The following is a 23,806-nucleotide window of genomic DNA, read 5'->3' on the forward strand; positions in this document are numbered from 1 at the left end:
GTAAAATATGACAGAAATTCACCCAAAAACTAAAAAAACAACTAGCAGTAATTCCAACAACAAAGAGATAGCAAAATCACTTATTAACGTTTTAGAGAAAATTTTAAGTAACGATGATCATGATAGTCTTAAAAATAATCAAGTTATTAAAAATGATAAAAATAACCTTAAAAATGATCAAATATCAGCAAATTTAGATTATAAATTTTTAGATTTAGATTATGAATCAGCTCTTAAAAATCCAAAATTTGCCAGTTGAATTAAACAACTCAAAATTGATAAAAATGAGTATTACGAAAATTTAGACCTTTTTTGGCGAGCAACTGAATGGGAAAAGTTTCCTAATTACAAATTTGAAATAATAAGGGCGCCTGAAACAAGAAAACTTGAAGGAAAATGTATTTTTCTCTGATCAGAAGATAATAAAAAATGAGCTGAATTTTTACTTTTGCCAGAAATAAGTTTTCCTAAATTTAAAGATTTTGTCAAAATTATGAAGCAACTTAATATTGGAAAATTCGGGCAAATTTTACCTTTATTAGAAAAATTTAAAATTTATTTAAATAAAAACAAAATGAACCAAAGTTTGGTTTACTGAACTAATTGAGATAGTGTTTCACAAACCTTACTTTTGAAATGTTTTACTGTTTTTTTTGCAATTCGAAAAATTAATGTTGGCTACTTTAACTTGTCTGAAATTTGCCAATTTATTACCGAAAACAAGACCAAATTAACCCAAAAACTAAAAAATGTGGATGTTCTAATTGTTGAACTAGATATAATTAATAATTATACAACTTGATTTTTGGCTGAATTAGAAAAAATTATTGCCGAAAGAATAATCACAAATAAACTTACAATTTTAAGTTTTGATTCTGATTTTTATAACAAAAGTGGCAATCAAAAAATCCCTAACCTTATTAAATATCACGGAATAAACGGCTTTGACTGACTAAACGAACATAATTAATTGTTTTTTTTAATTTTGGATAAAATATTTAAAATTTGGCTAAAAATTGATATTAAATATTTTTTTACCCTGAGTTTCCCAGTTTGATGGCAAAATTTCGCTTTTTAGTGAATATAAATATGCAAAAATACCCGTAAATCGGTGTTTTTTGACCCAAAATCTTATTTTTTATTATTTTAAAATTAACCTTTTGTAAAAAAAAAAAAAAAAAATGTTTGGTCTAAAATAAAATTATGTTATAATAAAACTCACGCTAAGAATAAAAGAATAAATTTTTTGATATTAGAATTAAGGAGGACTTGATTATGTTTTTGGCACAATAAACTCAGATAATGCCATTTTTTCCATTATGGCTTTAAATATAATGGAATGCCTTAAATTTGACCGTTTAGAAATCTACAAATTTATGGCTTTTAATTATTGTTCTTTCAAAACTTCATATATTTTTTTAGGCTCAATGTAAATAAAAACGAGTTTTCTATTTACGTTGAGTTTAAATAGTAGTTGTATTTTTTTATGATGTTTGTTATTTTTTCCATAAATTGATTTTTGCCAGTGCTTTAAACTAAAAAAGGTAGTTTAGATATTTTATAATTTTGCTTTTTAAGTTAAAATTTTAGCTTTTTTAGTTTGCTTTATTTAATTAATAAGTAGATTTTTCTTTCATGAGTGTTAGATTTAAAATTTAGTTTTTTTGCTTTGATACTTATTATTCCTAAGTTTGCCAAAAAAGTTAAAAAGTGCCTAAAAAACCGGACACTTTTTTAAGAATGTCTTATCAAACTGGGAAACTCGGGATATCACGGAACAAACGGCTTTGACTGACTAAATGAACATAATTAATTGTTTTTTTGTTTAAAAATTAAAAAAACATGTGAAAAATAATCACATGCTTTTTTAATTTTGGATGAAATATTTAAAATTTGACTAAAAATCGATATTAAATATTTTTTTACCTAGACGAATATACTCATCAATTTGGCTTTCAAGAAGTGAAAAAGCTTGACGGTACATTTCTGGATCACTAAGATCAACTCCAGCTTCTTTGAGAATTTCGCTTGGTCAGTCAGACCCACCTTTTGAAAGGAAATTTTCGATGTAATTTTTTATTGCTGTTTTTCCTTCTTTTTTGTATTTCTGGAAGAAAACATTAGCAGCAAGATAGCCAATCGCATATTTATAAACATAATATCCATAATAATAATGAGGAACAATTACGCTATAAATAAAGGATTTTTCGTCAATTTCATCATCATTCGGTTTATATTTTTTAATTATTTGACGGTAAATTTCAACAAAATCATCATATGATCCAGTTAGTTCTCCGCTGTCCATTTTTTTATATAAAACAGCCTCATAATCAGCCCAAATAACTTGGCGCTGAACTGTAGAAATAAAGGTTGAAATTTTTTGTAAAACAATATCAAATTTGAGATTATCATCATCTTGATTTTTCAAAAGATAATCATCAACCATTAATTCGTTAAAGATTGAAGCTATTTCGGCAAGAAAAATTGGGTATGAACTGTTGTGATAATTTTGGTGTAAATCAGAATAATAAGAATGAAGTGAGTGCCCTAATTCGTGAGCTAAAGTATGAACTGAATTAATTGTAAAATCAAAGTTCATAAGAATATATTTTTTTTCAAGACCGTAAGATCCACCAATTGAATATGCTCCAGAACGCTTAGAAGGTACGTAGTGATAGTCAATTCAACGATCTGAAAAAGACTTTTTAACCATTTCTACATATTCTTGACCCATTGGTTCTAAAGATTTAAGGACAATTTCTTGGGCATCTTCAACAGAATAATTATCTTTAATCTCAACAAGTGGAACTAAACGGTCTCAATGATTCATTTTTGTTCCAAATTTTGCTTTATAAAATTGTTTTTGGGCATGAAAAAATTTATCAAAAATTGGAAATGCTGCAGCAACATTACTAAATAAGTTTTGCAAATTATCTTCTAAAAACCGATCAGAAGATAAGCTAGCCTGAATTAATGAATCATAATTTCTTGTCTTTGCATCAACTGAGGCAGATTTAATATGTTGATAAAATAAATTTGCAAAAGTATTTTTGTGTTCCAAATAAGCTGAATAATAATTTTGATAAGCTAATTGACGAACATGAGGACTTCCGGTTTTTAAATAATTAAAATAATTTGTCGAATTAAGTGGTAATTTATCACCTTTTTCGTCGATAATATCAGCAAATTTAGTTTCTGAATTTGAAAGAATTGAAAAAATTTTATAAACTGAAACTTCACCAAAAGATGTTTTTGTAAGATATTCTTCAACTTGATCATCAAGTTTATGTTTTTTATTATCAAGTCGATAATTTAAATCTTTTAAATAAGGTTTTACGCGTTCATCATTTATTCAGCTGAGAATTTTTTCTTCATTTTTATAGAAAATAACATCAACTGAACCTAATTTAGCCTCAAATTCTGACATTAAGAAAGAAAATTTTTCATTAAGTTGGCTAAAAACAGGGCTAACAACATTTGTGCTTATATTGTTTGAAATGTAATTATAAATTTTGTTATATTTGATCCCAAAGTCTTCTTCAAGTTTTTTAAAATGAAGAAAATTTTCAACATTATCAAATTGTTGATCCTTTGTTTCAATTAATTTTTGCGAAATTTGGACTATTTCGGCAAAATTTTCCTCAATTGTTTTGCCTTCAAGTAAGACTTCTAGATCAAAACGGTGCTTTTCAGGAATTTCTGAATATTTTTTAAATTGCATTTTTTCTCCTTTATTTTTGTAAAATTTCGCCCTTAATTTCCGATATTACATAAATAATATAATTTAAGGAAAAATTAAATTTAGAATATAATTTTACCTTATTTTTTCAAAATTACTATCCTAAAAAAAAAAAAAAAAGGTGTTATAATTAAGTAAAACACACAACTTGGAGGTGGATAATGACTTTTTTGACCAAAAGAGGCAAAATTGTTCTCTTGGTTGCTGCGCCTATAATAATTATTCCGGTCGCTAGTGCTCTTAATCAATATTTAACATCGCTGAATTTTCCAGCTTTTGAAAACACATATTCAAACTCAAGCCCTTCAACAATTGCCAAAAACGAAGTTGATAATGATCTAAAATTCAATTCACCAGTTACAAATGCAATTTTTAAGGAAAAAGAAGAGCAAAAACCTAACCAGACTCAAAAAATCGATGATACAAAGCAACCAATTATAATAAAAAACACCGAAAAAGTTGAAGAAAAAAAGCCAGAAATTGCCGCTCCACAACAAGCGCCAACTTTAAAACCAAAATTTGCACCTCAAAGTGCAACTTCGGGTCCAAATTTAATAGTTGGTACTGAATTAAGTCGGCTCACCCAGCTTGCTTTACAACGAAAAGCATCTGGAATTAGTGCTGAAATTAAAAAACTCGAATCGCGGATTATTAATATTGAAGCACAAGTAAAAGAAATAAATCGCTTTTATGACGAAGAATATAACAAAAGAAATGGCGATGATGCCCCAGGTTCGCGAAGAAGTTGAGAAGAAGGTCGCCGACTTAGTTTGTACTCTTGTGAGCCTTCAATTGATTGTCCAGCAATTCGACTTGAGCAAAATAAAGCTGAATTAGAGCGCCTAAAACGCGAAGCAGCTAATCCAAAACCGTTGGAAGCCCATGAAATTAAACTTTTAAAACAAGGTTTATTGCCTGATGCTGACAATCCTTATGCTTGAGGTTATGATGATGATGCTAAAAATCCAACGCTAAATCGGCTAAAAGCCGAAAATCTTAGCCGAGTTTTTAACACTCCAAGTTATTATTCTCGAGTTTCAAGTTCAATTTCGAGCCTTGAATATACCGGTTGGACAAAAACTGATGTTTCAAAAGATTTTGAAAATATTTTTACAGAAAACGGTGTCTCAGGTAATTCAATCCAAATTTACCAATACACACCAAATGAACAAAACGAAGACCGGGCTAATCGAAGTCCAATAAAAGCAATTGTTCTAAATGCAGATGATTCTAATGCTTTTGATAAATTTCAAAAAATTATGAACCAAGCAATCAAGCAAGATAATAAAATTCAAGCTGTTGTTCTTAAAAATGTTGGGTCGCTTAATTCATTGCAAAATATTGATCCAATTCTAAAATCAATTCCTGATTCAGTTATCAAATTGACTTTATTTTTAAATAATCCAGCTGCAACTCGCGGATTAAGGGGACTTGAAAATGTCAAATTAAAAGAATTAGAACTCTATTCAGATTCAAATGCCGTTTCACAACATTGATCAATTAATCCAAATGCATTGAAAAACGTTGATTTTATTAGTTTTGACTACCAAAGTCAATTTCACGTTACAAGAAATGCGGGCGAAAAACTTCCTTCATCAATAATTTTTAACACACTTCGGTTTGACAAAGGCGATGATGTTGCTAAAATTAACGAAGGTCTTGAAATTGTTTTTAATTCCAAAATTAACCAACGTGTTTTTCAAGGTAATTTTGGTGGCAAAGGCGGTTGACCGACTTTTTTAGATTTTTCTGATACTAATATCAAAACTCTAAAAGGAATTTGGTTTGACGAACTTAACCGTGTTTATAATATAAATGTTGAAAACTGACCTGAGCCTTTTGCAAAAGAAAATTTTGAAGGTGGTCGAACCTTAAAATTCAAGCGAATGATTTTTCAAGCCGACCTTGTTGGTGGCGCGGATGCTTATGTTGTTAATATTTCCGATTTTGATGGCGCCCAATTTAGCCAGCGGTTAGCTTTTGGCGATCCGCCTCCGCCACCAACTGAAATTCAATTTAGGCGAAATGGTCAGGAAATTTACGGAATTCCTCTTTATTTAAAAGGTCAAAATTTAACTGGTGATGCAAAAAGTCAACTTGAGTCTTTCATTAGAGCGGCAAATGCTAATGGCCAAAGACGAATTACACAAATTTATGTCGAAAGTGATGGGTTAAAATCTCAACTTGGTGGTCAAATTGGAAATGTTTTAATCCAAACTAAAATTGCTAACCAAAACAGTCAACAAGAAGGAGCTAGCGATGAAATTGAGGTCTAAAATTTTATTTTTATTACCAACCATTTTGCCAATTATCACTATTTCATGTGCTAATATTAATTCTGATTTAAAAAGTATTAGTGATGTTGAAAAATCTTTAACTGATCTAAAAAATAAATTTGACTCTTCGCAAAATAGTAGTTCAGAAAACATAAATAATTTACTTACAAAAATTAATGAAGAAATTCAGAATTTAAAAAAAATTTTAAATTCTGATAAACTAGGTAAATTCAACCAAGAATCAGAAAAAATCCTATCAAAACTAAGCACTTTTTCTGATAATGACTTACAAAACCAAGACAAAAAAGCGGAATTTCAAAAGACTTTTTCCGAACTTGTTAGTTTAGTTCAAGATCAAAAAGACACTCCAAAGCCTCAAAATCCAAGTCCAAGTCCAGCTCCAGATCCTAATCCTAATCCAAATCCTGATCCAAATCCAGGCGCTAGCCCTAATCCAGGTGCTATTCCAAACCCAAATCAGCCTCGGCCTGAGCCAGTTTCACCTGAAAAAACTGCATCTTTAGCACCTCAAGGTCAAACTTTTTCAAGGTGAAGCAATAACAAACGTATTGTTGAAGACCAATATAAATACGATGACCCTAAAAAAGAACTAGAATACCATCGAAGTTTGAACAATATTCCTAGTCAAAGCGGCTTTACTCGCGCAAGTGTTTTAAAACCTTTTCCTGAAAGTTTTAATCTTCCAAGTTCGACTGTTCTTGAAAAATTAAACCAACAAGCAAAAGAAGCTAATCAACCTTACTATCAAAATGCTCAATTACGTGGTTTTTCTTTACCTGAAATTGGAAGCGATGGCGAGATCAAAGGTATTTTAATTAATAATTTTGTACAACCTCCAGCAGTTCCGGCTTATTGGGGTAATGAAAAGCTAACTGGTGGATCAAATCGCAACGGTTTACCGCGAGTTTTACCAAATGATACTTATCGAAAAATAGCCAAAAATTCGTTTTCTTTTGGAATAAGAAATGGTCGCCAACGCGATCCTAATGACAATATTGAAAATCCTGATGCAGTAAAAAGGGTAATTCGGTCAGATATGTCATTTGGAACAGCAGCAATTCTTGACTTTGAAAAAACAGAAAATGGCACTTATCCTCTAAAGTGATTTTTCATAACAAATGCTCACGTTGCTGCAAGTTTGCGACTTGCAAATGACACCCCAAGTGACAAAACTCAAGTCTGAGGCCGTGATGAGTCAAATTATAGTGAGGAATTTCGCCAATACAACACTTGAACAATTACTCTGACTAAACTAAAAAATACAACACCAATTCATTCAAAATTGCCAACATCAATTGGCGAAGGATTTGCGACTTATTATGACAGCGAAGAAGTTCGCGTTAAAGAATTAGAGGGAACTTTATATAATAACGGTCGCGATGGCCAATATGAACGTGACTCACTACTTGTCAATGAAACACCAAAAAAACCTTTAAATGTGCGTACAATTGTAATTGGAACAAACGCGCTAAAGTCTTCGCCAAAAGACTTTTCTTCACAAAAGGTGTACCAAAATATTGAAGAAGTTCTTGATTTTGCCGTTGTTGAAGTTAATTTTGACAATGAGGCTCAAGCAAAAAAAATGACTCAAGACTATTATAATGAAGCCCAAAAACAAAATCATTATCAAGGCCGTGAAGAAAACTTTCTTGATCCTAAGATTTATGAAAAAATTCCGCCAACTGATTTTTACGGTTTTGGTTGGCCTTCAACACAAAATGAAAGTCAAAGAACGCTTGATCGTTATGAAAATCCAACTGATTTTGCCAATAGACGCTTCCAAGTTTCACCTTGATTTAATAAACCTGAAGCTCTTTATTTTAATAATAACCCAGAAGACAAACGTTGAGAAAAAGGTGGCGAATTTGCATGAAGCCGCTCATACCGTTCTTTTGTAAATTTACCCGGAATAACTGACTATTTTATTACAAATCCAACACTTACAAGTTCATATTTTGAAATTCAGCACGCCCCTAATGAAAAAGGTGAAGTTTCAAGTCCTTATTTAATTTCAGGTCAAGGCTTTTTAATTGATAATTTTGCCTCTGGTGGTGGAGTTAGTGGAACTTCAATTCGCGATAGCAATGAAAAAATTTACGGACTTCAATTTGCTTCTGACAACGCTGCCTCAGCGGCTTTTGTTCTGGCTTTACGTTCTTATGGATATGACTATAAAGGTTATTATGGAAAATATAATTTACCTGCTTATGATATAATTTATGGTTCAAAAAACCAATTTAAGTCCTATTTTGATGCAATGTTACAACTTTATGGCAATAATTCTGACAAAAAATTAAAAACTAATTTATTTCCAAATGGCTTTAGTGAATCAACCCGAAAAGACGTTTTTGCCTCAAAGGCTGATGTTGTTAATTTGCCAGAAGAGATTCAAAAACGCACATATTCACGGGTTGTATCAAAAATTAACGAGGAAAACTAAGTTTTTAAACTAAAAATTTTATCATTCTAAATTAGATATGGTATTACTAATTTTTTATAAAGATGGATTTCATGAAAATAACAAAACATTCTGTCATTTTGAGCAATTATATTAAGTTTTCAAATTCTTTTTATATTAGAAAGGGAGAAAAAGGACTACAAATTCTTACATTTTCAATAATTTCAGTGGTTTTTTTATCATTTTTGCAATTGGGGCTAGCTTACTTTGAAACAAAAATATATGATGAGTAGGTCCTGCAGCATTTTGGCCCTTACCCTTTGTTTGAGTTTATTTTGTTTTAGGTCTTTTTCTTAGGAAAAAATTTGTTGATTATTTTGACAATAATTCCATTGCTAAATCTATAAAATTTTTAAAATTATTTTTAATAAGCCGCTTAAGTTTTGGACTTTTGCATAAATTAAAAGATGAAAATTTTGACAAATATTATAAAAAAGCCAATGAATTAGCAAAAATTAACCCTTTAATTGTTTTTGCGGACCTTTTGCCGAAAGTATGACTTTTTTAAAATCAGTTGAAATTAACGATCTAGATTTTTGCTCAAGTTCTAATTTACGTTTTGATTTAGGGATTAAAAAAACAACAATTCTTGATGATAAACAAATCACTGATCCTTATGATATATCAATTAAAAGTGAAGAATTTAGTTTTATTTTTGTACCAAAAAAATATCAAACAACTCTTGAAAATTTAACAATAACTTCGCCAGTTTACCAAATTGCAAATAAAATTAACAAATTTGTATTACTTTCAAATATAAAGAATTTAAGTCAAAATTATGAAATTGAATTCAAAAATACTATAAATGATTTAAAAGAAATTTCCAAATTTAATTTGCCTTTTACAAAGGTCAAACTTTCTCAATGTTATTTTGATGCAATTTTACAAAAAAGCCAATATATTTGTGTTTTAAATCAAGACAAAATATTGAATAATATTCAAAAAATTGATTTGAGTTTATTCATTGAAAATTTCACTGAAAATGTCGAGTTAACCTTGGAAAATCCGTTCTCAAACTATGGAAAACCTTTGAAAATTTCAGTTTTGGAATTAATAAAAGAATTTGAGAATGACACTAAAATTAAAAATTTACGGCTTGCATTTGATAATGATTTTCATAAATTTTTTAACGATATAATTTTACCTGATCCTCATTATAAATCTGACTCGCCGCTGCTCGAATTTAGCTCAAAAGACGAGTTTAATATTTTCAAAGAAAAGCTCGGAATAAGCAATTTATCACTAAATTACTTAAGTCCAAATTTAGTATTTTCATATAAAAATGATCATAGCATTGATATTAGACATATTTTTGCAATTTTTATTGCTAAGAAATTTAAGGAATTAGAAGAAAATGAAAAATAATTATAAAAAAATTTCCTTATATTATAAATCAACAGTTGCCTTTACATACATCATTTTTCGTTGATTTATTTTAGCAATAGTTGTGGGATTAATAGCAGCTGGAATTTTATTTTGGGATCTTTATAACCTTCCGGTTCCACCATATATTTATGTTTTTATTCCCCTTTGTATTTTGGTAGTGCCTTTGTTTTTACAAACATTAATAAATTCTATTTATTTTTTTGTTAGTGCAGAAATTCTTGGCAAGCTATTAGAAAAAAATGGTTTTTGTGACTAAGTAGAAAATTAATGAAAAAATCTTGGAAAAATATGACAGAAATTTTATTACAGCACGTTGACTAAAAAATTTTTAAATAGCTGAGTTTTCCAGTTTGATGGTGAAAATTCACTTTTTATTGAATCTAAATATGCAAAAAACCCGTAAATCCGGGTTTTGCTAAATAGAAGATAAAAATGCAACCTATAGTATAATAATATTATTGTTGCATTTTTTTTATTTATGGAGCATCATGGAAAAAAGAAAATTTAAACATTTTAGTTTCGAAGATTTAGTAAAAATTGAGTTTTTATTGCAGAACAATAAAAGTATTAGATTTATTGCTAAACAACTTAATGTTTCTCCCTCAACTGTCTCAAGAGAAATTAAAAGAAATCTAAATGAATATGGAATTTATGAAGCTAATTTGGCAATAAGAAAAAGACAAAAAAGATATTATCATAGGTATTATTTCAAATTTGTTGAGTTAGGGAAATATGAGGAATTCAGCAGAATTTTTGCACTAAAATATGACAAAAAAGTCCATGGAGTTAAGGCGACATATTTTTATATAGCAGAAAATTTTCCTAACATTGAAAGACCATCTTTAAATACTGTTTTTAATTGAATCCAAACTAATAAATGGGTAATAGTTGGAACGACAGACTCAGAAAATATTACAAAAAAGACGGAAAAAGAACTAGAAATGGCGTGCAAAGATTAGTTCAGAAGGTTCTCGGATTTACGGGTTTTTTGACCTAAAATCTTAATTTTTATTATTTTAAAATTAACCTTTTGCAAAAAAAAAAAAAAAATGCTTGGTCAAAAATAAAATTATGTTATAATAAATCTTGCTAAGAATAATTAATAAATTTTGAGATTGAATTAAGGGAGAATTAATTATGTTTTTGTTATAAAAAATCAAATAGTGCGAATTTTCCATTATGTTTTTAAATATAATGGAATGCCTTAAATTTAACCGTTTAGAAATCTACAAATTTAGGGCTTTTAGTTATTGTTCTTTCAAAACTTCAAATTTTGTTTTTTAGGCTCAATTTAAATAAAAACGAGTTTTCTATTTGCATTGAGTTTAAATAGTAGTTGTATTTTTTTATGATTTTTGTCAGTGTTTTAAGCTAAAAAAGTAGTTTAAATATTTTATAATTTTGCTTTTTAAGTTAAAAACGGTGAAAAACCGGACACTTTTTGGATATTATCTTATCAAACTGGGAAACTAGGGAAAAAAATTGGTTTTTGTGACTAAGTACAAAATTAATGTCAAAACCTTGGGTAAATAAGGCAGAAATTTTACACTATGTTGACTAAAAAAATTTTCAATAAAAATACTTATTTATTATAAAAAAAGTTATATAATTATTTATGCAAATAATTATATACGAGGTCATTATATAAAAATGAAAGCATTAGTTTATCGTGGTGATCACAGTATCGCCCTCGAAGATGTTGACAAACCAGTTATACAAAAACCAACAGATGCAATTGTTAGAGTTACCAAAACAACTATTTGCGGTACAGATTTAGGAATTTTTAAAGGTAAAAATCCCGAAGTTGCCTCAGGTAGAATTTTAGGTCACGAAGGTATTGGTATTGTTGAAGAAATAGGTTCAAGTGTTTCTAATGTTAAAGTAGGTGACAAAGTTTTAATTGGCTGCATAACTCCATGTGGTAAGTGTGACAACTGTCGTGTACAGTTATATTCTCATTGCCGTGAAGCAGAAGGTGGTTGAAAATTCGGATACATGATAAACGGAACCCAAGCCGAATATGTAAGAGTTCCTTTTGCCGATAATAGTTTATATAAATATCCTGATACAATTTCTGACGAAGTAGCTGTTATGTTATCAGACGCACTTCCAACTGGACACGAAATTGGTGTTCAATATGGTCAAGTTTCACCTGGTAAAACAGTAGCAATTATTGGTGCTGGTCCAGTGGGAATGGGAGCGCTTTTAACTGCCCAACTATATTCACCATCTAAATTAATCGTGATTGATCTTGACAAAAACCGTTTAGAAAAAGCTAAAGAATTAGGAGCAACTCACACATTAGTTCCTGATGAGACATTATTAGAAAAATTACACGAAATTGTTGGTCCTGATGGTGTTGACGTGGCAATTGAAGCTGTTGGACTTCCTCAGACATGAGATACTTGCCAAAAAATTGTTAAACCAGGCGGAAATATTTCTGTTGTTGGTGTTCACGGTAAAAAAGTTGACTTTAATCTCCAAAATCTCTGAATTAAAAACATCACCGTTACAACCGGACTAGTAAATACAAACACACTACCAATGCTAATTAACGCAGTTTCAACCGGAAAACTACCAGTTCAAGGACTAATTACCCACCGCTTTAACCTTTCTGATATCATGAAAGCTTATGATACCTTCTTAAATGCATCTGACAATAAAGCAATGAAAATTTTCATTGACGCGACAAAATAAAGTTTATTATTTTCGTTTTATTATTTGTAAATTGATTTGTAAGACTCGCTACTTTAAATTGCGAGTCTTATTTTTTATTTTAAATTTTTAAAATAAAAAAATTCAGTTATAATTAGACCTTGCTAAGAATGAATTAATAAATTTTTAAAAATTAGAATTAAGGGGGAATTAGTTATGTTTTTTTCCTAAAAAATCAAATAAAGCAAATTTTGTGCTGTGTTTTAAAGATAGTGCAATGGCTTAAAATTAACCGTTTTCAAAAAAAAAAAAAAAATGCTTGGTCTAAAAAAATTTCTGTTATAATAATCTTCACTAAGAATGAATTAATAAATTTTGAGATTAGAATTAAGGGGGAATTAGTTATGTTTTTGCCATAAAAAAATCAGAAAATGCGAATTTTCCATTATGTTTTTAAATATGATGGAATGCCTTAAATTTAACCGTTTAGAAATCTTCAAATTTATGGCTTTTAATTATTGTTCTTTCAAAACTTCACATATTTTTTTAGGCTCAATTTAAATAAAAACGAGTTTTCTATTTACATTGAGTTTAAATAGTAGTTGTATTTTTTTGTGATTTTTGCCAGTGTTTTAAACTAAAAAAGCAGTTTAAAAATCCATAATTTTGCTTTTAAGTTAAAATTTTAGCTTTTTTAGTTTGCTTTATTTGATTGGTAAGTGGGTTTTTCTTTCCTGATGATTAGATTTAAAATTTAGCATTTTTGCTTTGATAGTTATTTTCCTGGGTTTGCCAAAAAAGTTAAAAAAGTGCCAAAACTTAAACCAGGACACTTTTTTAAGATTATTTCATCAAACTGGCAAACTCGGGATAAAAAAATTTCACCTAAATTTAAGGTGAAATTTTTATTTGTTGTTTGAAGTTTTTAGGCTTCTTTTTTAGCAAGATCATCAACTGAGCCAATAAAGGCAAATTCTGATGGGGAAATATCTAAAAATTCACCATCAATAATTCGAATTACTGAGTCAATTGTTTTTTCAAGTGGAACATAAACTCCAGGTTCTTTAGTAAAGGCAGCGGCCATAAAGAAATTCTGGGTGAAAAAGTTTTCAAGTTGAAGCGCTTTACGAACAATTATTTTACTTTCAGCATCAAGTTCATCAAATCCAAGAATCAAAATAACATCTTCTAAGTCTTTGTATTTTTTCATAATTGACTTAGCGGCAATAATTGCATTAAAATGTCTTTCACCAATAACGTTTACCGAAACTGAGTTTGAGGTTGAAACTAAAGGATCAAAAGCTGGAAAAATATTTCTTGACATTTTATCACGTGAGAGCACAAATGAAGAATCAAGGTGCGTAAAGAGCGAAATAGCCGCTGGATCAGAAAGATCGTCCATTGGCAAAAACACCGTTTGGAAGGAAGTAATTGAGCCATTTTCGTTTTTATAAAGGCGATCTTCAATAAAAGAAACATCAGAGTCCATTGTTGCATGGTAACCACCAATTGAGACATTTTTTTCAAGCGCACTCGAGACTTCATTAGTAGCTTGAATAAAACGGTAAATGTTGTCAATAAATAAAAGCACATCTTCTTTTTCGTAGTCACGAGCATATTCAGCAGCTGTAACTCCCATTGGCACAATCATTGACCGAGCGCCAGGAGTTTCGTTCATTTGGGCAACAAACATTGTTGATTTAGACATTAAATTTGACTCTTGAAGTTCTAAAAATAACTCAAGACCTTCACGGGAACGCTCGCCTGAACCAACAAAAATTGATGAAACTTTTTGTCTTTGTTTGGAAACGTTGAAAATTATTTCTTTCATCAAAACAGTTTTACCAACTCCGGCACCACCAAAAATTCCGATTTTATAACCTTCAAAAATAGGGACAAAAAAATCAAGCGCTTTAATTCCGGTTTCAAGCAATTTATGACGAACATTAAAATTTTCTTTTGTAACATTAACTGTTGAATTAATCGGAATTGTTTTTGGCTTGTATTGGGCATTATTTTGTGATTGGGCTAAAATGTTAAAAACTTGATTTTTAGCACTAGCGCCAACAGGAACTTGTAAAAAAGTGAGTGTATTGACAACTTGGTGACCAACGGCAATTGGCTGAGATTTGGCAATCACAATTGCACGAACTGTATTTGCATCTAAAATTTTTTTTATCACCAAAACTGTCGTGTTTTGGTGCATTGTTAGAGCTTGTTCAAGTTGAATTTTATCAAGATCAGTCTGAAATTTAATTTCAGCAACATTAGTTCAAATCTGGGAAACAAAACCAATCATTTTTATCTACCTCCGATATTTTGGGCTTTTTGTGTTATTGAATCAAGTAATGACTGATCCATTTTTGGAAATGCAAGCGGAACTTCTAATTGAGTATTTGTTGATTTTTCCAAAAATTGGTTAACTACTGTTGCAAAATATGAACCAGCAAGCTGATCGTCAATAAATTCATTATTTGTGTATTTGGCAAAAATTTGTTTGGCAAACGGATCAGTTTCAATTAAGGCTTGAACAAAATTCACGACTTTTGTAGGATCAGCCACATCTTTTAAAAGACCTCAAGAAATTATTTTTATTCCCATTAAAACACTTGTTGGCGAATAATAAGAATAACCTTTTTGCACTAAAAACTGTTCAACTTGTGATCCTTTAAAAAGTAAATCCGAAGTTTCCTTATTAAGATCATAATCTAATTTTGCCAATTTAATCTGCTTTTGGTAGTTATAATATAATGATGAAATTTCTTTTGAAATGGCACGAATATTTTTTGCTTGAACTGATGAACCTGTCCGCGAAACGCTAAGTCCAATATTTACAGCAGGAATTTTTCCTTCGGCAAAAAGTGCTGAAGAAGTAATAATTTGACCGTCAGTAATTGAAATTACATTCGAAGAAACAAGTGCGGTAATATCATTATCAACAGTTTGAAGAATTGGCAAGGCTGTAATTGATTTTCGTCCAATAAAACGACCTGAACGCTCTAAAAGTTTTGAGTGGGCAAAGAAAATATCAGCCGGAAAAGCTTCTTTTCCAATTGGCTGATTAGTTAAAAGGGCAACCTCACGCCAAACACTTGCATGTTTTGACAGATCATCAAAAACAATAACAACATCGTAATTATAACTAAGATTTTCAGCATGAGCCATTGCAAAATAAGGAGCTAAATATTGGTCAAATGGACTTGTTGAAGCTGCATGAAGAACGATTGTGTTATTCATTGCCCCATTTTTTAATAGATCATGGTATAAAGAGACTAAATTTTGCCGTTTTTGACCAATTGAGACATAAATACATTTTGTTGTTGGCGAATTTTTTTGGTTAATAATTGTGTTAATTCCAATATGTGTTTTTCCAGTTTGACGATCACCGACAATAAGTTCACGCTGACCAAATCCAATCGGGTTAAAAAGATCGATTGACAAAATTCCGGTATAAACTTGGCGATCAAGCAATTGACGTTGTAAAACACCTGCGGCAGTTGCAAAAGCTGAATGGCGATAAGTTAAAAAAGTTTGTGGTCTTGCTGACTTTGGTTCAATTATATTACCAGAAAGATCGATAATTTTCCCAAAAAATTCCATCGAAGTGGCCACACGATCAAAATCAGGTAATTCAACAAGTTCGTCATTAATTTCAACTTTACCTTTTTGGTTGTTAAAAAGTAAATAAGCTTGCATATATGAGGCTTGAATTACTACCGCTTTAATTTCGGGTTTATTTTTAATTTGAAAAAATTGCTGTTCTTTTCAGTTGTATTGTCCTTTAACTAAAATAACATAGTCTAAAACTGAGGCGACACGTAATGACATTATTTTTCTCCTTGTTGTTGATTTTCAGAATTATTTTCAACCTTTTTTAATTGATTTCTTTTATAAACTAACAATCTTGAAATTACAGCAATTGAGACTAAAATTACCGAAAGTGTCCCGACTATTATATAAGCAAGATTATTTGATAACCATTGACCTTGCTGTTCGTTATTGAATTTTTCAATAAGTGCTGAAAAATTCTGAATTGGATCAGAGTTTTGTTGGTTGTTATTTATTGAAGAAGATCCTTGATTTGTTTGTGGTTCATCAAAATAAGCAACATGCCCTAATATTTGGTTTAAAAGATTGATTTGTCTCCCTAGTTTAGTCATTGCCAAAAATTGATTAACTAAATTAGAACTTAATTTGTAAGACTCATTATGAAAAAGGGCAACTTTTTCGTGTGCCTGAGCAAAATAACGGTTAATATCTTCGCGAGTTAAATTCAATTTTTTGAGATTTTCATCAAATTGTTTTTCTTTTTGCGCCGCTGCTTCTTTGTCAACTGCATTTGGTTTTGCCAAATATTGGAAAAATTTATCTTGAAGAACAATTAGATTTAAAAAATAAATTAAATAATAATGAGATCAAGCTTTATTATTGTCAATTTCTGATTTTTTTAAATAAGATAAAAACTGAAATTGTGAAGCTGAAAAAACACTAGCATGAGAAGAATTTATATAATCTTGGGCCAATTTTTTCTGAGCATCAAGAAAATCTTGGTTATAAAAAACTTTAGTTAATAAATAAAAGAAATTATAAATTGTTGTTTGTGAACCTGGAGAATAATAACGAATTTGATCAAAACTAAACTGGTCTTGAATATTCATTGTTGAGAAAAACTGGTCAATTACAGCAGTTACACCTAGATTTGAATGGTATAAATTTGTTGTTATTGCTTGTTTTTGAGCTGGAGTTGCCCCTTCAGGAAAATCAGTATAATGGGGAGTATCGTAGACTTTTTCGGCTTTTGACTTATCAGCTGGATCACGAACTTGATTAACAAAGTCAACAATTTTTACTTTTGCATTAATTTTATTTCCAGCCGCATCATATGAAACTGATTCAATAAAATATTTAAAACGTGAATTTAACGGGTTTAAGAAGAAAAAAATGTTATTTTTTTCTTCTTGTGATGCCGAATTATAGAGGTTAACTACTTGTTGAGGCGTCATAGCTGCATACTGAGGAGCAATAATTGGGGGCAAATCAGGAGCAATTCTTACTTCAAATTCAGGTTTTTCGGCTACATCAGGTGGATTTTGGTTAGTAATTTTTTTAATTGCAAAATTAATTTGTTCTTGGGCTGATTGAGATGAACTTGGATTTGGCAATTGATTTAAAGTAAAATCAAGTAAAAGCGACTGTTTTTCAAAATAGTTTTTAATTCAGTCATTTCAAGAATTTATCCCTTCTTTGCCAATTGGCTTACTTGCTAACAAAAGGTTTTCATCAGTATCAGATCTGTCAGCAAATTTGTCAAGGTTAAAATTCTTTTTATAAACAGGAAATTCTTCTTCTTTAAAAAGATATTGTTTATATTGGGATGTAAGTCCTTGGAAATAAGTCTTAATTCGATTTTCAAATTCTTTGCCTTTGAGTGTGTTTGGAACTTCTGTTACTTTTGAGGTTTTAACATTATTTATTTTTTCATAATTATCATCATTGTTAGTTCCTCATTCAAGACCTTGGTAGTTTTCTTTGTCAAAACTAACATCACCACGTTTTAGTTTTAGATTATTAGCAAAAGCAAAAGGACTAATAATATTAAGACCAAATTCACTTGGATTCTTTTTTAGACCTTCACGGTTTCGTTTAAAGTAATCACGAAGTTGAATTCAGAAAAAACTTTGCTGTAGTTTTTCTTCAAGATTATCACGAGTTTTTGAAGCAATATCAGCAAGTTTAATTTTAATATCTTCATCAACTTTATCAATAAATTGGTCAATTAATGATTCTTTTTGGGCTTCTCAGTATGCTTTATTTTGCCTTAGATCTTCTTCAGTAATTGGCTCGGCCTTTTTTTCACTTATGCCTGGTTGAGCTTGCCCGCCAGAATTTTGGCCACCGGCATTTTGGCCAGGATTTGCTGGTTGAATTGTAGGGGGTTGGCCTGGATTTGAAGGAGTTGGGGCAGTTTGTTGAAATTCAACAGCAGGAGGACTAAAAGTTGAAGCTGATGAAAGAAAAAATAAGGATGAAATTGAAAAGACTGATAAAATAGGCACAAAAACTAGTTTATTTTTTAATTTTTTAGACATAATTCACCTCGGTTTGAACTAAAAAAAACAGTTGCATCAAACGGTTTTGTTCATTTTCTTGTTTGGTAAGTATATAACTATTATACAATTCTAAATTTGAACTTAGCTCTAAATTTGCTTGCATTTGCAACTTGTGTAAAAGTGTTTTTTTGCTTTTTTGATTTGATTTTTTCTGAATATAATATTCTTTTTTATCAGTTTTGTAAAAAATCAAATTATCATGAAGCCGAATAGAAGCGCTGTTTTCTAAGGAAAAAAGTAATGATTTGTGGGCAAAAAAATAAAAAACCCCTGAAGAAATTTCGATTTTTATGAGCGAAAAATCAAGATTTGAGACAATAAATGGTTCAAGTGGTGCAAAATATTTTTCCTGTTCAATGTTAATATATATTTTGCAATCTTTAAAATTTATAGTTTTATTTTCAGGGGTCAAAATTCGGAAATTTCAAAGTTGTGATTCCATTTAAAAAATTCCTTTCGGTTTGCTCTTAATCAAGTTTAGTTCCTCAATTTCTAGCTCACGTTCAATTTTTAAAATTGTTGTCTTAAGACGTAAAATTTTTTCCTCGATTTCCTTTAAAAGTGTATTTTCGTGAATAAGTTTATTTTTATAGACGATAAATTGCGACTCAAGTAGTAAAACCTGCACGGATGTAGCAAAATATGTCTGAATTTGGGTTTGATAAAATTCTTCAAAATTAGGGAAAAAACGGACTTTATCAAGGTTAGCTTTGAATTTATCAATTGTTTCTTGACTTGTTTCCATTTTAAATTCAAATTGGTTTAAAGGAAAAATTGTTGCAATAAAATTTGGGATTTTATTTGAATAAACGGCCATTTTTACTGATGAAAACTGACGAGTTTTAAGTCCATATTCAATAACTTGACCAATTTTTACTGAATTTTCAAAAGAATTGTCTAAATTTTCAAAACTAGTTATGATTTTCATATTGTTTTTCTTTGCAAAATTAATTGCCCGAACACCAAGAGGAACAATAAAATCTTTTTCAGTATAATTTTCTAAAATTTTAGTTTCAATTTGATCAAAAAAGTTTTGGGTATATTTTTCATTTGATGAAGGATAAATTCAAAGATTAATATTTTGACGGGCAAAAGCTTTTTTTGTTAGTAGTGATAATTTTGTGCTAAATGGTCTTTTTGGACTAAATTGAGCAAGTAAAAACTGTCCAATTAAGAAAAATTCATAAACATTTCTTATTGTTCTTAAAAGAAGATTAATTTGGATTAGAGAAATATTTCGATTTAACGAAACTAAATCATAAATTTTGATAAAATTGTCTCTTTTTTCCTTTTTTTCATTTATGTTCATAATCTAAAACTCTCAGAATTAAAGTATTTATGCTTTTTTATTTGGATCCTTTTGATCTTCTAAACTTGATGCTAAAGAAACTTCGCTGAAAATAACTTTAAGTGTTTTTGTTTGCGGATCTAGAAAAACAATGCATCCTTCGACAACTTCAACAAAACGGCTTTTGTTGGCAATAAAATCTCAAGCAAGCGTGTTTAAATTTGAAAGTAGTGCTGAAAATCTTGAATCAGAACTATCTGAGTAAAAATTACTTGCTCTAACATTTGAAGATTCAACTTGAGCAATTATAGGAACAAGCCCTTTTGAGCCAAAACGACTTGAGCGTTGTCAAGAAATTACGAAATTTTTAAATACTAATTCTGTCGTTGACTTATAAGAGTCAATAACTTTTTTTTGGTATTTTTCTTTCATCGAGGATTTTGCTTTTTGTGAGGATACAAGTAGAGTTAAATTCATTAGTGCATCAAAACTAATAAAATTGGGATGATTAATTAAATCATAATAGTCGCGAAACTCTGTTTTTGTATCAAGTTGGTTTGGATTTGCTTGCTTTTTCTTTCCTAAAATTTTCATGATTTGTTCCTTATTTTTTTAACTTTTAGATTTGGAAGTTTTTAGATCTAAGACGAACCTATTTTTTCATTTTCAACGTTTTCTTTTTGATCTTGAGATGGTTTGTTTTTTGTTGTTAGAATTAAAGTATTTTTACCAATTGCAACAAATAAATTTGCCAAAACAAAAATTGCTAGTAAAACAGTTAAAATCCCAAGAAAATAGAAACTATAGTCAATATAAAAAACTGATACTAAATCTCTTTGGTAGTCTTCTGGCTTAACTTGGGAAACAGTAGATGTATAAATATCAATATTCAATAAATAAATGAAATTAAAAATTGTATATAAAACAATAAAAAAACTTACCATTAATTTCATCCAAAGCGGAAATTCGGGCTTAATTCTGACTAGAGCAAAATAAATGGTAAGGAAAAATACTAGCTGAGTTGAATTTATCCAAATTGTTTCATGAACTGAATAACTTAAATATGAGACAACAAAGCTTGCAATAAAAGATAGAAGAATAAAAATGAATGGAAGCGTATTTAATTGATAATCTTTAATTTTATTTTTTAATCGACTAAGGTTTAAAACAAAATAAATAATTAATAAAACAACATGAACCGAAATACCAATTATTGTTGGCAAATAATTTGGTTCAATATTATTTCCAAAAGGAAGAAACTGAACAAAATTAGTTATGGAATAAACAGTTATATAAACACTATATGCAAAAATTCCAATAGCAATAAAAATTAAGGCCGAGAGCGCTGGAGTATATTTTTTAAGCCGAATAAGACTTTGACGGTAAAAATAAATTTGAGGACTATAATATAATAAAACTAATACTAAAGCTCCCATTAAAAGTGCAATTAAAATTAACGAATTAGTTATTTTTGCCACTTCAGCAATAAAAGTATAAATTCAATCTGCAATTGGATTGTCATAAGTTACGCTCGGAATTGATGATTTTCCAGGGGTAGAAAACACCATTGAAGCAAAAATTCCAAATAAAGTACCTGATGTAACAATAGCAGAAGCTAAACTTATATGTTTAAAAATGAAAAGCTTCTTATAATCATAGTTAATTTTGTCATCTGTTCGACCTAGTCAAAGTCAAAGGGAATAATCAAGTAAAATATAAATAAAAATTTGGGCAGAAATGCCAAGAATATGACTCCATTCTGTCGTTAGTCAAGCAAAATAAACAACTAGATTGACTAACGAAAGGAAAAAATATACTGATAAAATTATGTATTTATGCGTCTTATTTTTGAGGTGTAAAAATTTTAGACCTTTAAATAAAAAGATAATACTAAAAAATAACAGGAAAATTGATCTTGCAACTCTTGGAGCAATAAATTCGCGAATTTCATCATCAATAGGATTAAAAATTAGCGAAATACTTGAAATCCTTGAAATTGGCGCATTTTGGTCAATATCTACTATGTTCAAGAATGACCGACGGGCATCAAAGAAAATTGCCGTGCTTAAACCAAGTAAAAGCAGAATAAATAGTATCCGAAGAAAAATACGCGCTAAATTCTTCTTGTCTTTTTTAGCTGGTTTTGCATTTAACCTATAAGCTTCAGGACTAACCGCATTCATTTTTACCTCCTTTTTTAGTTTTGAAATGCTAACATTATAACCTTTTTTTTTTTTTTTTGTGACAAAAATGCAAAAAAAATTAGTTAAAAAATATCTAATTTAAAATAATTTATTGTTTTTGGCGTTTTACCTTATAATTTTAGAAATGATTAAAAAATTAATATTTAGTGATATTGACGGAACTCTTTATTGCGGTGATTTTTCTGTTGATAAGGAAACAATTGATTTTCTAAAAAATAATAAAGATAACTTTACCTTAATTTTAAATACAGGCAATCCTTTGGGTTCAAGAATTTTGCAAATAGCAAAACTCTTAGAAATTCGTTACCTTTTAACTTCTAATGGCTCTTTATTTAGTGATTTAAAAGAGGACAGACATACTTTAATTAATGGACCAATTTCGCAAAAATCACAAGATTTTGTTTTTAAAATTGCCAAAGATTTAGATATGCAACTAAATTTTTGAACAAGCCAAAAATATTTTAGCTTTAATTTTAAAGAGCAAAATTATTCCTATTTTAACTACCCACTTTTGGATCCTGAAAATGAGGTAATTTTTGTTGATGGCCCACAAAAAGATGTAATAAAATTAGAACTAATTGGCCCAAGCCAAAATTTAGAAAAGGCTTATAAATTATTACAAGAAGATGGTGATCTTGAAGCAGTTTTAATTAATAATATAAGCATTGAAATTAGTAAAAAAGGAACAAATAAAGGAAATGCTGTTGAATTTGTAGCAAAAACTTTTGGAATTGACGTCCGAAAAACAATGACAATTGGCGATAGTCCTAATGATATTTCAATGCTTGAAAAAACTAATTTTTCTTATGCAATGGCAAATGGCTATGAAATTGTTAAAAAAACAGCAAAACTTCATACAAGCGCTTGCGATCAACAAGGGCTAGTTTATGCAATTAAAGACTTTTTATATCGAACAAAATTTGACTAAAAAAGTCTTTTAGTCAAATTTTTGTCAATTTTTTTGTAATTAAAAAAGTTTAAATTCAATTAATTTTAAAGGGTTTTTTCTGTTGTTTGATTTGATAAAAATAAACAACAAGTTGGATTGTTGAAATCAAGAAACCAATAATTTGAAAAATGAATGACGAAAGATAAGCGCCATTTCTTTCAATAACAAATTGCAAGAAAAAGTAGATTAATCAAGCAAAGTTTAAGAGAAATAAATTTAGCAAAAAGGTAAGTGGAATAAATTTAATTGTTTTGTTTTTAATACCTAACAAAGTTTGTGGTAAAAAGGCAATATTTACCGACAATCCGGCAAAAATTCCAACATAATTAGCATAAGAACCAAGATTGCCTAAAGAAATTTTGGCCCAAAAGAAAATTCCAAGTAGTAAAATTAGTAGAAAAACTGTTAATGCAAAAGATAAAAAAGTGAAATTTATTAATTGTTTTCTTGTTGTTTTTGCTTTAAAAATATAAACTTGAGCTAAAAAGATAAAAGTTGAAAGTCCACTAAATACTTGTGGAATAAAAAGTTGCAAATCACGGATTGCAAAACCTAAAATTGCAAATCCAAAAATTCCCAAATAATAAATTCATCAACTTAGTAGTGAAACTTTTGGTGGTTTTTTTGCTATAAAAGTATTTATTACCAAAGGTAAACCGATTATCGAAGTTAAAAAAGCCGCAATTCAACCAATTATTGTTATATAAGACATATTTCCCG

At 29.4% G+C, this 23,806-nt stretch carries 16 protein-coding genes and 1 pseudogene; 8 read left to right on the forward strand and 9 right to left on the reverse strand.

The window, feature by feature from the left end:
- Positions 1-7 precede the first annotated feature (7 nt).
- A complete protein-coding gene (locus tag KW512_RS00195) occupies positions 8-970 on the forward strand; it encodes a hypothetical protein (RefSeq protein ID WP_258841517.1) in 963 nt (320 codons plus the stop codon).
- 927 nt (positions 971-1,897) lie between these two features.
- Here KW512_RS00195 and pepF read toward each other — a convergent pair.
- On the reverse strand, positions 1,898-3,721 hold the full coding sequence (gene pepF, locus KW512_RS00200; RefSeq protein ID WP_258841518.1) for an oligoendopeptidase F: 1,824 nt from the start codon (positions 3,719-3,721) through the stop codon (positions 1,898-1,900).
- 179 nt (positions 3,722-3,900) lie between these two features.
- On the opposite strand from pepF, the gene KW512_RS00205 reads away from it, so the two are divergent.
- From KW512_RS00205 to KW512_RS00235, 6 genes and pseudogenes are all read left to right on the forward strand, one after another.
- Complete coding sequence (locus tag KW512_RS00205) at positions 3,901-6,015, forward strand: putative immunoglobulin-blocking virulence protein (protein WP_258841519.1); 2,115 nt, start codon at positions 3,901-3,903, stop codon at positions 6,013-6,015.
- A complete protein-coding gene (mip, locus tag KW512_RS00215; protein WP_309509542.1) occupies positions 5,999-8,476 on the forward strand; it encodes an Ig-specific serine endopeptidase MIP in 2,478 nt (825 codons plus the stop codon). Before KW512_RS00205 ends, mip begins: the two co-directional genes overlap by 17 nt.
- Before the next feature lie 513 nt (positions 8,477-8,989).
- Positions 8,990-9,859, forward strand: coding sequence for a hypothetical protein (locus tag KW512_RS00220; protein WP_258841520.1), 870 nt, complete (start codon positions 8,990-8,992; stop codon positions 9,857-9,859).
- A complete protein-coding gene (locus KW512_RS00225; RefSeq protein ID WP_258841521.1) occupies positions 9,849-10,136 on the forward strand; it encodes a hypothetical protein in 288 nt (95 codons plus the stop codon). The genes KW512_RS00220 and KW512_RS00225 overlap by 11 nt, the downstream gene beginning before the upstream one ends.
- Before the next feature lie 232 nt (positions 10,137-10,368).
- Positions 10,369-10,841 (forward strand): annotated as a pseudogene (locus KW512_RS00230) (helix-turn-helix domain-containing protein); the annotation flags it as partial.
- Positions 10,842-11,530: 689 nt separating this feature from the next.
- A complete protein-coding gene (locus tag KW512_RS00235; RefSeq protein WP_258841523.1) occupies positions 11,531-12,577 on the forward strand; it encodes a zinc-dependent alcohol dehydrogenase family protein in 1,047 nt (348 codons plus the stop codon).
- A gap of 883 nt (positions 12,578-13,460) precedes the next feature.
- Here KW512_RS00235 and KW512_RS00240 read toward each other — a convergent pair.
- From KW512_RS00240 to KW512_RS00270, 7 genes are read right to left on the reverse strand one after another with little or no spacing between them, the layout of a single operon-like run.
- Positions 13,461-14,834, reverse strand: a complete 1,374-nt coding sequence (locus KW512_RS00240; RefSeq protein ID WP_010320783.1) for an MSC_0618 family F1-like ATPase beta subunit — start codon at positions 14,832-14,834, stop codon at positions 13,461-13,463.
- A 2-nt stretch (positions 14,835-14,836) separates the two neighbouring features.
- Positions 14,837-16,363, reverse strand: a complete 1,527-nt coding sequence (locus KW512_RS00245) for an MSC_0619 family F1-like ATPase alpha subunit (RefSeq protein WP_069096811.1) — start codon at positions 16,361-16,363, stop codon at positions 14,837-14,839.
- Complete coding sequence (locus KW512_RS00250; protein WP_258841524.1) at positions 16,363-18,624, reverse strand: MSC_0620 family F1-like ATPase-associated subunit; 2,262 nt, start codon at positions 18,622-18,624, stop codon at positions 16,363-16,365. Before KW512_RS00250 ends, KW512_RS00245 begins: the two co-directional genes overlap by 1 nt.
- On the reverse strand, positions 18,617-19,087 hold the full coding sequence (locus tag KW512_RS00255) for an MSC_0621 family F1-like ATPase epsilon subunit (RefSeq protein WP_258841526.1): 471 nt from the start codon (positions 19,085-19,087) through the stop codon (positions 18,617-18,619). Before KW512_RS00255 ends, KW512_RS00250 begins: the two co-directional genes overlap by 8 nt.
- Positions 19,088-19,954, reverse strand: a complete 867-nt coding sequence (locus tag KW512_RS00260; protein WP_258841527.1) for an MSC_0622 family F1-like ATPase gamma subunit — start codon at positions 19,952-19,954, stop codon at positions 19,088-19,090.
- A gap of 27 nt (positions 19,955-19,981) precedes the next feature.
- The gene (locus tag KW512_RS00265) at positions 19,982-20,527 is read right to left on the reverse strand and encodes a DUF2714 domain-containing protein (RefSeq protein ID WP_010320788.1); all 546 of its coding nucleotides are present in this window, start codon (positions 20,525-20,527) and stop codon (positions 19,982-19,984) included.
- Between the two features lie 47 nt (positions 20,528-20,574).
- Positions 20,575-22,116 (reverse strand): MSC_0624 family F1-like ATPase-associated membrane protein, encoded by a 1,542-nt coding sequence (locus KW512_RS00270; protein WP_258841528.1) that lies wholly within the window; start codon positions 22,114-22,116, stop codon positions 20,575-20,577.
- Positions 22,117-22,261: 145 nt separating this feature from the next.
- Here KW512_RS00270 and KW512_RS00275 point away from each other — a divergent pair, with 145 nt between their 5' ends.
- The gene (locus KW512_RS00275; RefSeq protein WP_258841529.1) at positions 22,262-23,065 is read left to right on the forward strand and encodes a Cof-type HAD-IIB family hydrolase; all 804 of its coding nucleotides are present in this window, start codon (positions 22,262-22,264) and stop codon (positions 23,063-23,065) included.
- A gap of 49 nt (positions 23,066-23,114) precedes the next feature.
- On the opposite strand, the gene KW512_RS00280 is transcribed toward KW512_RS00275, so the two are convergent.
- Positions 23,115-23,798: a hypothetical protein gene (locus KW512_RS00280; protein WP_258841530.1), complete on the reverse strand. Its 684-nt coding sequence runs from the start codon at positions 23,796-23,798 to the stop codon at positions 23,115-23,117.
- Positions 23,799-23,806 lie beyond the last annotated feature (8 nt).

Origin of the sequence: Mesomycoplasma ovipneumoniae (genome assembly GCF_024758565.1) — a bacterium.
In the GTDB taxonomy this organism is placed as follows: Bacteria; Bacillota_I; Bacilli_A; order Mycoplasmatales; family Metamycoplasmataceae; genus Mesomycoplasma; species Mesomycoplasma ovipneumoniae_B.